Genomic DNA, 13,946 nt, shown 5'->3' with positions numbered 1-13,946 from the left:
ATTTTTTTATAATTATTTTTTAATTATTAATAATAAAATTTTTATTTTTTTCCAAAAGTTTATTTTTTTATTTTTTTTAATTTCTATTTCCATAATTGTTATATATCTTATTATCCTATACATTTTGTTTTTAGATATTTTTATTATATAATTTTTATATATTTTATTATTATTTTCATTTATTTTAATTTTATTAAAATGAATTTTATATATTTCATTTTTACTAGACATTATAATATTTATTATTTTTTTATAAAATGTTGTTATTATTGTTTCTATATTATATTTTTTTTTACATATTTTGTTAATAATTTCTATGGATTTTTCTATTTTTTCTGTAAAAAAAAAATTTATTAAATTTATATAATTAAAATTTGGAAAAATATTAATTATATTTTTTATTTTTTTAGAACATATATATTTTTTTTTATAAAATAATATTTTACATTGATATATAATTTGTTTTAATTCTGTAAAATTATTTTTATATATATTATATAATAATTTTTTAGCGTTTTTTGTTATTTTTATTTTTTTTTTTTTAAAATGATGTTCTATCCAATTAATTACATCTTTATAATTTATTATATTACAATTTATTAATTTATATTTTTTTATATGTTTTAATATTTTATTTAATATTTTAAAATTTAATAATTTAAAAAAATTTATTATAATTATTATTTTTTGATTTTTTATTTTATTTATTTTTTTTATAAATTTTATTATACTATTAAAAAAATTTATTTTAAAAGTATTTATTATTATAATTTTTTTATCATAAAAAAAATTTTTGTTTACTAAATTATTAAAATTTTTTTCAGATTCTACTTTTTTATTAATTAAGTATCCTATTTTTTTGGCTTTTTTCAATATTTTTTTTATATTTTCATTTATTAGTACTATTTCATTTCCAACTATTATAAAAAATAAAATATTTTTATTATAGTTTATATTAATTTTTTTGTTAAAATATATTTTTTTCATATTTCGTTTATTAAATTATATTAAATATTTTTTATTTTGTTAAAATATTTATTATTTTATTTTTTATAAATATTGTTTTTTTTATATTATTGTTTTTTATATATTTTTTTAAATTATTTTTTTTTATTACTATTTTTAATATTTCTTTTTCTTTAATATCTTTTTTTGTATTAATGATATATCTTTTTTTTCCATTTATTTGAATTATAATTTTACAAAAATTTTCTATAATTGCTTTTTTATCTGGAACTGGCCAACATTTTTTGTTTAATTTATATAAAATATCGAATTTTTTAAAAATATAAAAAATTATATGAGGTATAAATGGATTTAATAATTTTAATATTATTAAAAAAGATTCTATTATTATTAATGAATTTTTATTATTATTAAATTTTTCTATTTTTTTTACTATTTTCATTATTCTAGATATTGAAGTATGAAAACATTTTTTTTTTTTCATATTTTCTGATATTTTTACTATAGTTCTATGTACTTCGCTTCTAATTTTTTTTTGTTCTTTATTTAAATTATTATGATATATTTTTAACTTTTTATTTGTTTTTTTTTTTAATATTATATTGCTTAATTTCCATATTTTTTTTATAAATTTATATGATCCATTTATTCCTTCATCTTTCCATTCCATAGACTCTTCTATAGGAGCTGAAAATGTAATAAACAATCTTAAAGAATCTGCTCCATATTTTTTTATTATTTTTTTTGGTTCTATTCCATTATTTTTGGATTTTGACATTTTAGTCATTCCTAAATAATTTATTTTACTATTATCTACTTTATTTATAATTTTTTTTATTTTTCCTTTTTTATTTTTTATTATTTTTATTTCATCTTTTGAAACCCATATTTTTTTTTTATTAGAAAATTTATAAAATGTATCTGACAAAACCATTCCTTGACATATTAAATTTTTTACTGGTTCGTCAAATTTTATTATTTTTAAATCTTTTAATATTTTACAATAAATTCTAAAATACATAAGATGCATAGTTGCATGTTCTATACCTCCTATATAAAAATCTACTGGAAGCCAATATTTAGAAGATTTTGGATTAACTATTCCTTTTTTATATTTTGGACTTGTATATCTTATATAGTACCATGAAGATTCTATAAAAGTATCAAAAGTATCTTTTTCTAATGTTCCTAATTTTCCTTTTACTAATATTTTTCTTGTTTTATTATATTTTTTTCTAGTGTTTTTCAAAACTATAGGTAATTCTTTTTTTGAAACGCAATATATTTTTTTATTTTTTAAAGTATATGAAGGTATAGGGCATCCCCAGTATCTTTGTCTTGATATATTCCAATCTTTTATTTTAAAAATGCTTTTTGAACGAATTTTTGTAATTTTATTCAATTTTTTTTTTATTATTTTTTTTACTTTTTCACTATGTAGTCCATTTATTTTTTTATGTGAATTAAATAATATACCTTTATAAAGAATTGGTTTTTCATTAATTTTATTTTTATCTTTTGTAATATTTTTTATAACAAATTTAATTTTTATTTTATATTTTTTTGCAAATAACCATTCTGATTTATTATGTCCTGGACATGCTAATATAGATTTTTTTTTAAAATTTTCGTCTAAAAAATAGTTTGATATCCATATTGGAATTTTTTTTTTTGTAATTGGATTTATTGCATGAAAATTTGTTTTATATGCTTTTAATATATTTTTATTTTTTTTTTTTTTACATTTTTTAAATATTTTCTTTATATATATATTTTTTTCTATATTTTTTTTTATAAATTTTGATTTATAAAATAGTAATATAAATGTTACTCCACATATTGTATCTATTCTTGATGTATATGCAAAAATTTTATTATTATTTGTAATATTTATTAATATTTTTGTTTGTTTTTTATATCCTATCCATTTTTTTTGCATAGAAATTACTTTTTTAGGCCATTTTTTTAAGTATTTCATATCTTTCAACAATCTTTTTGCATATTTTTTAGTTTTTATAAACCATTGATACATTTTTTTCATTTTAACTTTATTATTACATCTCCAACATCTTTTTTTTATAACTTGTTCATTAGCTAAAACAGTTTTATCTTGTTTGCACCAATTTACTAAAGATTTTTTTTTATATACAATTTTTTTTTTATATAATTTTATAAATATATATTGTTCCCATTTATAAAAATCAGGATTACATGTAGAAATTTCTCTAGACCAATCATAACTAAATCCCATAGATTTAAGTTGTTTTTTCATTTTTTTTATATTTTTTAAAGTCCATTTATAAGGTTCTATATTATTTTTTATAGCTGCCTCTTCAGCTGGTAATCCAAAAGAATCCCATCCTATTGGATGTAACACATTTTTATTTAACATTCTATTATATCTAGCTATTATATCACTTATTGTATAATTTCTAATATGTCCCATATGTAAATTGCCTGAAGGATATGGAAACATAGATAAGCAATAATATTTTTCTTTTTTTTTATCTTCATATACTTTAAAAAATTTATTTTTTTTCCAATATTTTTGAACTTTTTTTTCTATTTTTTTATGATTATATTCTTTTATCATATATTTATATCTCTTAAAAAAAATTAATTTTTATATTTTTTTACATTCATTTTTATTATTCTTATACTATTTGTTTCTATTATTTTAAAAGAAAAATTTTTTGTTTTTATTTTTTCTCCAATTTTTGGTAATTTACCAAAATATTTTAATATTAAACCTCCAATTGTATCTACTTCTGAATCTTTAAAATTTGTTTTAAAATATGAGTTAAAATCTGAAATTTTTGTTAGACCTTTTACTATAAAATTTTTGTTTTTTTTCTTTTTTATATTATATTTATTTATATTATTGAATTCATATTTTATTTTTCCTATTATTAGTTTTAGAATATCTTTTATTGTAATTAATCCAGATATTGTTCCAAATTCATCTATAACTATTGCCATATGAAATTTTTTTGATTTAAGTTCATAAAGTGCTATGTCTACATATTTACTTTCTGGTATTATTATCAATGGTTTTAATATTTTTTTTATAGAAAATTTTTTTTTTTTATTTTTTATAAATGGTATTAAATCTTTAATTGTAATAAATCCTTTTATTTTATTTTTTTTATTAATCACAGGAAATTTTGAATGATATGATTTAAATATTATTTCTAAACATTCATATAAATTATTTTTTGATTTTATAGTTACCATTTGTAATCTCGGAACCATCACTTCTTTTACTCTTTTTTTTGTAGTTTGGATTACTTTTTCTAATATATTTCTAGTGTTTTTACTTATTAACGAATTTTTTTCAAAATTTTTTATTAATGATATTAATTCATTTCTATCTTTAGGTTCTTCATAAAACAATTGTTTTTTAAAAATATTTAGAAATCCTTTCTTATCTATTTTTTCATTGTTTTTTTCTTTATAATTCATTTTATTATTTTTTTTTGATAAGAAAATATTTTTATATATTATATATTAATAAAATATAAAATGTTATTAATAATTATTTAATATGTTTTATTTCTGATGTTAATTTTTATATCCTAATTTATACATTATTTTTTTTTCTAATTTTTTCATTTTTAAATCTTTTTCATGACTATAACCAAGTAAATGTAATGCTCCATGAATCATAATATTAGCCCAATAAAAAAGTAATGTTTTTTTTTGTTGTAATGATTCTTCGTATATAATTTGATTACAAACTATTATTTCTCCTATAAAATTATTTTTTATATAATTTGTATTTTTATATGGAAATGACAATATATTTGTTGGATAATTTTTATTTTTATATTTAAAATTAAGTTTTTTCATTTCACTTTTTTTAATCATAACTATATTTATTTCTACTTTTGTTTTAAATATTAACTTAAACCATTTTATAATTTTTTTTTTTTTAGGATAAAAATGTTTTGCTTTATATTTTTTTTTAATATTTATTTTTATTATAGACATAATTATTTTTCCTATTTTTTTATTATTTTTTAATTAAAAGTATTTTTATTTAATTTTTAATCTATAATTTTTCCTTTAAAACATTTTTTTTTAATTTTTGTAATTTTTATTTTTACTATTTTTCCTATTTTATTTTTATTGCCATTAAAATATACTGTTCTATTATTTTCTGTAGTTCCTATTAATTTTTTTGAAAATTTTTCATGTTTTTTATGAACTAATACACTTTGAGTTGTTCCTATCATTCTTCTATTCCATTGTATTTTTTTGTATGCAAGAATTTTTTGTATTTTGTATAGTCTTTTTTTCTTTTCTTCTAATGTAATATTATCTATCATTTTACTTGCAATAGTATTCGGTCTTTTAGAATATATAAAACTAAAACTATTATCAAAATTTATTTCAGATATTATTTTTATTGTTTTATAAAAATCTTTTTTTGTTTCTCCAGGAAATCCTATTATAAAATCTGAACTAATTTTCATGTTTGGTCTAATTTTTAATATTTTTGTTATAATTTTTTTATATCTTTGTACATTATATCCTCTTTTCATTAATTTTAAAATTTTATTTGATCCACTTTGTATTGGTAAATGTAAAAAATTTACTAATTTAGGTATTTTTTTATATGTGTTTATAATTTCATTACTAAAATCTTTAGGATGACTAGTGATAAATCTTATTCTTTTAATTTCTTCTATTTCAGAAATTTTATGTAATAATTTTGAAAATGTACATTTATATTCACAAATGTTGTTTTTATAAAAGTAAGAATTTACATTTTGTCCTAATAGAGTTATTTCTTTTATATTATTTTTAGCCATATTTTTTATTTCTAATATTATGTCTTTATATGGTCTACTTATTTCTTTTCCTCTCGTAGTAGGAACTATACAAAATGTACATTTTTTATTGCATCCTTCCATTATAGTTATGTATGAACTTAGATTTTTTTTTTTATATAATGTATTTATATTAAATTTTTTTATTCCTTCTAATTTTGTATTTATTGATATATTTTTATTTTTTTTTCTTTCATATATCATTTTTGGTAATTTATGTATTGTTTGAGTTCCAAATATAATATCTACATATGGAGCTCTACTATATATTTTTTTTTCCTCTTGATTTGCTACACATCCACCAACTGCTATTATTATTTTTGGATTTTTTTTTTTTAATATTTTCCATCTACCTAATTGATGAAACAATTTTTCTTGAGATTTTTTTCTTATTGAACATGTATTTAATATTAATATGTCTGCTTTTTTATATTTTTTTGTATTTTTGCAGTTTATTTTTTTTTCTAGGATATTTCTTATCATGAATGAATCATATTCATTCATTTGACATCCCCATGTTTTTATATATATTTTTTTCATTTTTTTTTATTTTATATTTAATGTTTTAGTTATTTAAATTTTTATTATTTTTAATTTATATGTTATATTTTATGACAAATTTTTTTATATTTTTTAATATATTTTTATTTTATTATTTCTAATTTTATAAGATCTTTTATTTTTTGTTTTTTTCTTATAGTTTTAATTTTATTTTTTTTTGTTAATAAAAATTCTTTTATTAATGTTCTACTATTATAGTTAGATGACATTGAGGATCCATATGCTCCAACATCATGAAATAATAAAAAATCTCCAATAGAAATTTTTGGAAGATTTCTTGTTGTTATATCTCCATTTTTTTTAACAGTAAAAATATCTCCAGATTCGCATAATGGTCCTGATATTACAACTTTTTCAGTTTTTTTTAAATCAATTTTTTTATTATTTTTTTTTATTACAGATATTTTATGATAACTTCCATACATTGCTGGTCTTATAAGATCATTAAAACCAACATTTAATAATATAAATTTATATTTACTAGTTTTTTTAATTGCTCTTACTTCGGATATTAAAAATCCAGATTTTGCTACTAAAAATCTTCCAGGTTCTGTTTCTAATTTAATTTTTTTTTTTATATGTTTTTCTATTTTTTTTTTTGTTTTTATCCATTTCTTAACATATTTTTTTATATTTATTTTTTTTTCACTTTTTCTATATGGAATAGATATTCCTCCTCCTGAAGATATTATATTTATTTTTTTATTTATTTTTATTACTTTTTTTTTCATATATTTGCACATTTTTTTTAAATTTTTTGAATTTACACCTGATCCAACATGTATATGAAATCCTAATAATTTTAGTTTATATTTTTTAACTTTTTTTATTGCATCATTAATTTTCCATATTCCATGTTTACTATTTTCTCCTCCTGTATTTGTTTTTTTGCTATGTCCATAACCAAATTTAGGATTTATTCTTAATAATATTTTATGACCTGGAGAAATTTTTCCTAATTGTTTTATCATATCTATAGATCCTATGTTTGCAGTAATATTTAATTTCTTTATTTTTAATAAAGTTTTTTTTTCAAATATATCTGAAGTAAAAATTATTTCGTTATTTTTTGGTGAAAAACCAGATTGAATAGCTCTATTTATTTCTCCATATGATACAGCATCTATTTTTAAATTGTTTTCTTTCATTATTTTTAATATATTTATGTTAGAACAAGATTTTTGTGCATATCTTATTACATCAAATTTTTTTAATTTTTTTATTTGTTTTAAAATTGTTTTTTCTTCATATATCCAAAAAGGTTCTTTATATTTTTTTATAATTTTTTTTATTGCAATTAGTATATTTTTTTTATATATATCATTTTTCATTTTTTATGTTTCTCTTTTATTATTATTTTTTTTTATAAAAATTATTCATTTTTTAGAGTTGGAAAAAAAATTATATCTCTAATATTTTTAGAATTTGTCAATAACATTATTAATCTATCTATTCCAATACCAATTCCTGAAGTAGGAGGTAATCCATATTCTAATGCTTTTATATATTCTTTATCATAAAAATTCTTACTTTTATTATTTTCTTTAATTTGTTTTTTAAATCTTTTTTTTTGATCTATAGGATCATTCAATTCTGAAAATCCATTGCTAATTTCCATACCAGATATAAATAATTCAAATCTTTCAGTTAAATTTTTAGAATTTTTTTTTCTTCTAGCTAAAGGTGATGTTTCTACAGGATAGTCAGTAATAAAAGTAGGATGTATAATGTTTTTTTCTACAGTATGTTCAAATATTTTAATTATTATTTTATCTACATTATAATAATTTTTTATTTTTATTTTTTTTTTAGTTGCTATTTTTTTTATATTTTTTATATTTTTAATATCATTTATTTTTATATCTTTATTAAATTTTAAAATTGATTCTTTAATTGTCATTTTATTAAATTTTTTTTTAAAAATTATTTTTTTATTATTGTGTAAAATTGAATTTTTTATTTTTATTTTTTTAAATATATATTTAAACAATTTTTCTATTAATTTCATCATATATGTATAGTTAGAATATGCTGAATATGCTTCTATCATAGTAAATTCAGGATTATGTTTATTTGATATTCCTTCATTTCTAAAATTTTTACTTATTTCAAATATTTTTTCAAAACCTCCTATTATAAGTTTTTTTAAATATAGTTCAGGAGATATTCTTAAATACATTTTTTTTTTAAGTTTATTATGATATGTTATAAATGGTTTAGCAGATGCTCCTCCTGGTATATTTTGAATTATTGGAGTTTCTACTTCTATAAATTTTTTTTTATAAAAAAAATTTCTTATTAAAAATATTATTTTAGATCTTATTAAGAATTTTTTTATAGATTTTTTATTAGTTATAAGATCTAAATATCTATTTCTATAACATTTTTCTTTATCTAATAAACCATAAAAATTATTAGGAATTTGTTTTAATATTTTATTTAAAAGTTTTATTTTTTTACATTTTATAGTTATTTCTTTTGTTTTAGTTTTAAAAACTGTTCCGAATACTCCTATTATGTCTCCTATATTCCATTTTTTAAAATGATTTTTATAAAAATTTTTATCAATATATTTTTGTGAAATGTATAATTGTATTTTTCCACTTATATCTTTTATTTCACAAAAAGATGCTTTTCCCATAATTCTTATTTTAATTATTCTTCCAGATATCTTTATTTTTTCATTTTTTATATTTATATTTTCTTTATTTTTATATTTTTTTATTATTTCATTACATGTTGTATTTGGATAAAAAGTATTTGGATAATGAAAATTATGTTTTTTTATATATTTTATATTATTTTGTTTTATTTTTTTTGTTTCTGACATTTTAATATTTTTTTTTTCTTTTATCATATTTTAAATTCCTAGTTTTAAAGTTTCTTTTATAAATTTATCTAAATTTCCATTTAATATTGATTCTATATCATTAGATTCTATTCCTGTTCTAATATCTTTTATTTTAGACATATCTAAAATATAAGATCTTATTTGTTTACTCCATGTAATTTTAGATTTATTATCTTCTATTTTTTTTTTTTTCTTATTATTTTTTTTTATTTCTAAATTATATAATTTATATTCCATTTGCTTAATTGCTTGTTCTTTATTTTTATGCTGAGATCTATAATTTTGACATTGTGTTACTAAATTTGTTGGTATGTGTGTTATTCTTACAGCAGATTCAGTTTTATTAACATGTTGACCTCCTGCTCCTGAAGATCTATATACATCTATTTTTATATCAGAATATGATATTTTTGATTTTATTTTTTTTTTTATTTCTGGATATACATATATAGAAGCAAAAGATGTATGTCTTTTTCCTGTAGAATTAAATGGACTTTTTCTAACAAGTCTATGTATTCCTGTTTCTGTTCTAAACCATCCAAATGCAAAATGTCCTGATATATGAATAGTAGAAGATTTTATTCCAGCTATTTCGCCTTTTGATTCTGATATTATTTTAGTTTTAAATTTTTTTTTCTGAGCCCATTTTAAATACATTTTTAATAACATGTTTGCCCAATCTTGTGATTCTATTCCTCCTGATCCAGATTGAAGATCTAGATAACAATTTAAATTATCATATTTATTATAAAACATTTTATAAAATTCTATTTTTTTTGTTTTTTTTTCTATATTTTTTATTTCTTTATTTATATCTTTTAATATTTCATAACTTTTTAATTTTTTTGAAAGTTTTATTAATTCTATAAGATATTTTATTTTTGTAATATTTTTTTTTATAGGATTAATTTTATTTTCTATTTTTTTTTTTTTTTTTTTTAACTCTATAATTAATTTATTGTTTTTCCATATATTTTCTTTTTTTAATTCTTTTTTTATAGAATTTAGTTTTTTTTCTTCTTTATAATATTTTATTATATTCTTTAAATTTTTATTTTTTTTTTTATTCTATTTATTTTATTTTCTATTTTTGATATTTTCATAATTTTTCCTATTATATAATTTTTGTATATGATATAATAAATTTTAATTTTTTTATTAATATATAAAAATATTTTTATATAAATTATTTTATTTTAAAAGTATTTTTTTATATTTTTTTATTCAGATCAAATAAAATATTTTTTAAGGACTTTTTTTTTGAAAGAAAATTTTTTTTTATATCATTTTAATAAACTTTTTTATAGTAATAAACCTATATTAATTTATTTAAAAAATATTTCTATAACTTTTATTTCTGGAAAAGATAGAAAAGAATATTTACAAAATCAATTTACAAATGATTTGAATATATTAAAAAAATATGAATATAATTATGGTTCATATTGTAACATAAGTGGTAAGGTAATAAGTATATTTTTAATTTTTGATTATTTTGATAATAGTTATGCTTGTTTACATAGAAAAAGCATTTCTAATATACAATTTAATGAAATTAAAAAATATTCTGTATTTTCTAAAATTAATATTTTAAAAAAAAAAAAATTAAAAGTTTTTGGCATTTTTGGTAAAAAAGCTAAAATTTTATTAGAAAAATGTTTTGACATATCTTTTAATAAATTTAATGTAATAAAAAAAGATAATTTTATTTTTTTAAGAATAAATGATGAAATAGAAAAATTTATAGTTATTTTTTCTGATAATAAAATTAATATTTTTAAAAAAAAAATTTTTAATAAGTTTAAGAAAAAAAAATGTATAGAGTGGGATTTTTTATTAATGATATCAGGATTTCCAATATTAGAAATAGAAAATTGTAAAAAATTTAATCCAATTTCTTTAAATTTAGAAAAATTTAATGCTATAAATTTTAATAAAGGTTGTTATAAAGGTCAAGAAATTTTGTCTAAAATAAAATATAAAAATTTTAATAAAAAAAAAATATTTTTGTTATATGGTATTTCAAAAAAAATACCAAAAATAGGATCTAGAATATTTAAATTTGTTAATAATGATTATATTTTTTTTGGTATAGTTTTATTTTCTATAAAAATAAATAATTTTGTTTTAGTTCAATGTATTTTAAATAATTCTGTTAATAAAAGTATTTTGTTTAAAATAGAAAATATTAAAAAAAGTATATTTTTTATAAAAAATTTTTATATATAAATATAAATTATATGAAAAATAATAAAAATTATGGTACATGTTTTATTTTCTCTGCACCAAGTGGTACAGGAAAATCTAGTTTATTACAAAATTTTGTTAATAAAAATATATTAAACAATATATTTTTATCTATTTCTTATACTACTAGATCAAAAAGAAAAAAAGAAATAGATAAAATACATTATAATTTTGTTTCTAAAACTATATTTAAAAATATGATAAAAAAAAAAAGATTTATAGAGTATGCAAAAGTTTTTAATAATTATTATGGTACTAGTATTGATCAAATATATAAAAATATTTCTATAGGTAAAGATATATTTTTAGATATTGATTATAAAGGTGCTAATCAAATAAAAAAAAAAATTAAATTTTCTAAAAGTATTTTTATATTACCACCTTCTAAAAAAGAAATAATAAAAAGATTAAAATTTAGAAATCAAGACAGCACAACAAGTATAATTAATAGAATGAAAAATTTTTCTAAAGAAATAAAAAATTATAAAAAATATGATTATTTAATAATTAATGATAATTTTTATAAAACATTAAAAAATATAGAGATAATAGTAAAATCTGAAAGATTAAAAACTATTCATAATAAATATAAATATTATAAATTAATAAACAATTTAATTAATAAATAAATTTATTTTATTTTTTTATATTTTTTTCTTTCATTTTCTTTTAAATATTTTTTTCTTATTCTTATTTTTTTTGGTGTAACTTCTATTAATTCATCATCATTTATAAAATTAAATGCTTTTTCTAATGTTATGTTTATTGGATTTATTAAATTTATTGCTTCATCTGTTCCAGATGCTCTCATATTTGTTAATTTTTTTCCAGATAAACAATTTACAGTTAAATCATTTTTTCTATTATTTATTCCTATTATTTGGCCTTCATATACTTCTTCTCCATGAGAAACAAATAGTTTTCCTCTTTCTTGTAGAGAAAATAATGAAAATCCTAATGCTTTTCCTCCTTTGTTAGATATTAAAACTCCATTTTTTCTTTGTCCTACTTTATATGTTTTTTTTATGTCATATTTATCAAATGAAGAATAAAATATTCCAGTTCCTGATGTTATATTGTTAAATTCAGATCTAAATCCTATTAATGCTCTGCTAGAAATATTATAATCTAAACATATTCTATTTTTTTCATTACTTACAATTATATTTTTTAAATTTCCTTTTCTTTCTCCAATAAACTTCATTACATTTCCTTGATGTTGTTTTTCTATATCAATAATTAAATTTTCATATGGTTCATATATTTTTTCTTTTATTTTCTTAAAAATTATTTTAGGTCTAGATAATTCCATTTCAAATCCTTCTCTTCTCATAGTTTCTATTAAAATAGATAAATGTAGTTCTCCTCTACCAGATATACAAAATGTATTTGAATCATTTTTATAATTTATTTCTAAAGAAACATTTTTAGATTTTTCTTGTTTTAATCTATTTAATATTTGTCTAGAAGTTAAATATTTTCCTTCTTTTCCTGCAACAGGAGATGTATTTACTGATAAAAATATTTTTACTGTTGGTTTATCTATTGACAAATCAGGAAATGGTTTAGTATCTTTTTTATCACATATAGTATCAGATATTTCTATATTTTCTAATCCAGATATTAAAACTATTTCTCCTGCATTAGATTTTTTTATTTCTTTTTTTTCTAAACCACAATAATGTAATATTTTATTTATTTTTCCTATTTTATTTTTGTTTTTATTATTTTTTATAATAACATTTTGATTTTTTTTTATTTTTCCAGATTTTATTTTTCCTATTCCTATATTTCCTAAGTAATTATCATAATCTATTTGAGATATTTGTAATTTTAGATTTTCATTTTTTTTAATTTTTATAGTTGGAGTATGATTTATTATAGTTTCTATTAAAGGTATCATATTATTTTTTATTTTTTTTATATCTGTTCCTGATGTTCCTAATGATGCAGAAGTATATACTATAGGAAAATCTAATTGTGTTTCTGTTGCATCCAGATTTATAAATAAGTCAAATATTTTATTTAAAACCCATTCTGGTCTAGAATTTTTTCTATCTATTTTGTTTATTACTACTATAGGATTTAAATTATATAAAAAAGATTTTTTTGTAACAAATCTTGTTTGTGGCATAGGTCCTTCTAAAGAATCTACTATTAATAGTACAGAATCTACCATTGACATTATTCTTTCTACTTCTCCTCCAAAATCTGCATGTCCTGGAGTGTCTACTATATTTATTTTATATTCTTTCCAAAATATAGATGCATGTTTTGATAATATAGTAATTCCTCTTTCTTTTTCTAAAAGATTAGAATCCATTATTCTATCTTCTTTATTATTTTTTTCTTTATATTGTATAGATGATCTCAATAATTTATCTATTAATGTTGTTTTTCCATGATCTACATGAGCTATTACTGCTATATTTTTTATTTTTTTCATATTTTTATAATAAAAATTTAGTTATTATATATTTTTTTTTAAA

General features: G+C 16.5%; 11 protein-coding genes. 2 read left to right on the top strand and 9 right to left on the bottom strand.

Translation table 11 applies throughout. From position 1 onward, the window contains the following. Positions 1 to 12: 12 nt before the first annotated feature. From holA to prfB, 8 genes are all read right to left on the bottom strand, one after another. Entirely contained in the window at positions 13 to 987 is a 975-nt protein-coding gene (gene holA, locus RJK19_RS01470) for a DNA polymerase III subunit delta (RefSeq protein WP_343183939.1), read from the bottom strand. Positions 988 to 1,018: 31 nt separating this feature from the next. Beyond that, positions 1,019 to 3,559: a leucine--tRNA ligase gene (leuS, locus tag RJK19_RS01465; protein ID WP_343183938.1), complete on the bottom strand. Its 2,541-nt coding sequence runs from the start codon at positions 3,557 to 3,559 to the stop codon at positions 1,019 to 1,021. A 23-nt stretch (positions 3,560 to 3,582) separates the two neighbouring features. Continuing rightward, positions 3,583 to 4,428: a transporter associated domain-containing protein gene (locus RJK19_RS01460; RefSeq protein ID WP_343183937.1), complete on the bottom strand. Its 846-nt coding sequence runs from the start codon at positions 4,426 to 4,428 to the stop codon at positions 3,583 to 3,585. A gap of 99 nt (positions 4,429 to 4,527) precedes the next feature. Continuing rightward, positions 4,528 to 4,956: an rRNA maturation RNase YbeY gene (gene ybeY / locus RJK19_RS01455; RefSeq protein WP_343183936.1), complete on the bottom strand. Its 429-nt coding sequence runs from the start codon at positions 4,954 to 4,956 to the stop codon at positions 4,528 to 4,530. Positions 4,957 to 5,012: 56 nt separating this feature from the next. Beyond that, positions 5,013 to 6,338, bottom strand: coding sequence for a tRNA (N6-isopentenyl adenosine(37)-C2)-methylthiotransferase MiaB (miaB, locus tag RJK19_RS01450; RefSeq protein ID WP_343183935.1), 1,326 nt, complete (start codon positions 6,336 to 6,338; stop codon positions 5,013 to 5,015). Positions 6,339 to 6,442: 104 nt separating this feature from the next. Further along, a complete protein-coding gene (gene lysA, locus RJK19_RS01445) occupies positions 6,443 to 7,690 on the bottom strand; it encodes a diaminopimelate decarboxylase (RefSeq protein ID WP_343183934.1) in 1,248 nt (415 codons plus the stop codon). Positions 7,691 to 7,731: 41 nt separating this feature from the next. Further along, on the bottom strand, positions 7,732 to 9,216 hold the full coding sequence (gene lysS / locus RJK19_RS01440; RefSeq protein ID WP_343183933.1) for a lysine--tRNA ligase: 1,485 nt from the start codon (positions 9,214 to 9,216) through the stop codon (positions 7,732 to 7,734). A 3-nt stretch (positions 9,217 to 9,219) separates the two neighbouring features. Next, positions 9,220 to 10,316 (bottom strand): peptide chain release factor 2 gene (gene prfB / locus RJK19_RS01435; RefSeq protein WP_343184213.1). Its coding sequence is split into 2 segments (ribosomal slippage): positions 9,220 to 10,262 and positions 10,262 to 10,316, totalling 1,098 coding nucleotides; the frame shifts between segments, so codons are not numbered across the junction. Between the two features lie 154 nt (positions 10,317 to 10,470). Between prfB and RJK19_RS01430 the strand changes: the two genes are divergently transcribed. Together RJK19_RS01430 and gmk are read left to right on the top strand one after the other, a co-directional pair. Next, entirely contained in the window at positions 10,471 to 11,439 is a 969-nt protein-coding gene (locus RJK19_RS01430) for a hypothetical protein (RefSeq protein WP_343183932.1), read from the top strand. A gap of 11 nt (positions 11,440 to 11,450) precedes the next feature. After that, positions 11,451 to 12,086: a guanylate kinase gene (gene gmk, locus RJK19_RS01425; protein WP_343183931.1), complete on the top strand. Its 636-nt coding sequence runs from the start codon at positions 11,451 to 11,453 to the stop codon at positions 12,084 to 12,086. A 2-nt stretch (positions 12,087 to 12,088) separates the two neighbouring features. On the opposite strand, the gene typA is transcribed toward gmk, so the two are convergent. Continuing rightward, on the bottom strand, positions 12,089 to 13,903 hold the full coding sequence (typA, locus tag RJK19_RS01420) for a translational GTPase TypA (RefSeq protein WP_343183930.1): 1,815 nt from the start codon (positions 13,901 to 13,903) through the stop codon (positions 12,089 to 12,091). Between the last annotated feature and the right edge of the window lie 43 nt (positions 13,904 to 13,946).

The organism is Buchnera aphidicola (Ceratovacuna keduensis) (genome assembly GCF_039372665.1).
Classification (GTDB): Bacteria; Pseudomonadota; Gammaproteobacteria; order Enterobacterales; family Enterobacteriaceae; genus Buchnera_G; species Buchnera_G aphidicola_D.
Note: the sequence above shows the minus strand (reverse complement) of the source record. Positions and strands in the feature narration are given on the sequence as shown.

Coding starts and splice junctions, on each gene's coding strand:
- gmk (WP_343183931.1), top strand. CDS start 11,451: ATGAAAAATAATAAAAATTATGGTACATGTTTTATTTTCTCTGCACCA.
- holA (WP_343183939.1), bottom strand. CDS start 987: ATGAAAAAAATATATTTTAACAAAAAAATTAATATAAACTATAATAAA.
- lysS (WP_343183933.1), bottom strand. CDS start 9,216: ATGATAAAAGAAAAAAAAAATATTAAAATGTCAGAAACAAAAAAAATA.
- lysA (WP_343183934.1), bottom strand. CDS start 7,690: ATGAAAAATGATATATATAAAAAAAATATACTAATTGCAATAAAAAAA.
- typA (WP_343183930.1), bottom strand. CDS start 13,903: ATGAAAAAAATAAAAAATATAGCAGTAATAGCTCATGTAGATCATGGA.
- leuS (WP_343183938.1), bottom strand. CDS start 3,559: ATGATAAAAGAATATAATCATAAAAAAATAGAAAAAAAAGTTCAAAAA.
- miaB (WP_343183935.1), bottom strand. CDS start 6,338: ATGAAAAAAATATATATAAAAACATGGGGATGTCAAATGAATGAATAT.
- ybeY (WP_343183936.1), bottom strand. CDS start 4,956: ATGTCTATAATAAAAATAAATATTAAAAAAAAATATAAAGCAAAACAT.
- RJK19_RS01460 (WP_343183937.1), bottom strand. CDS start 4,428: ATGAATTATAAAGAAAAAAACAATGAAAAAATAGATAAGAAAGGATTT.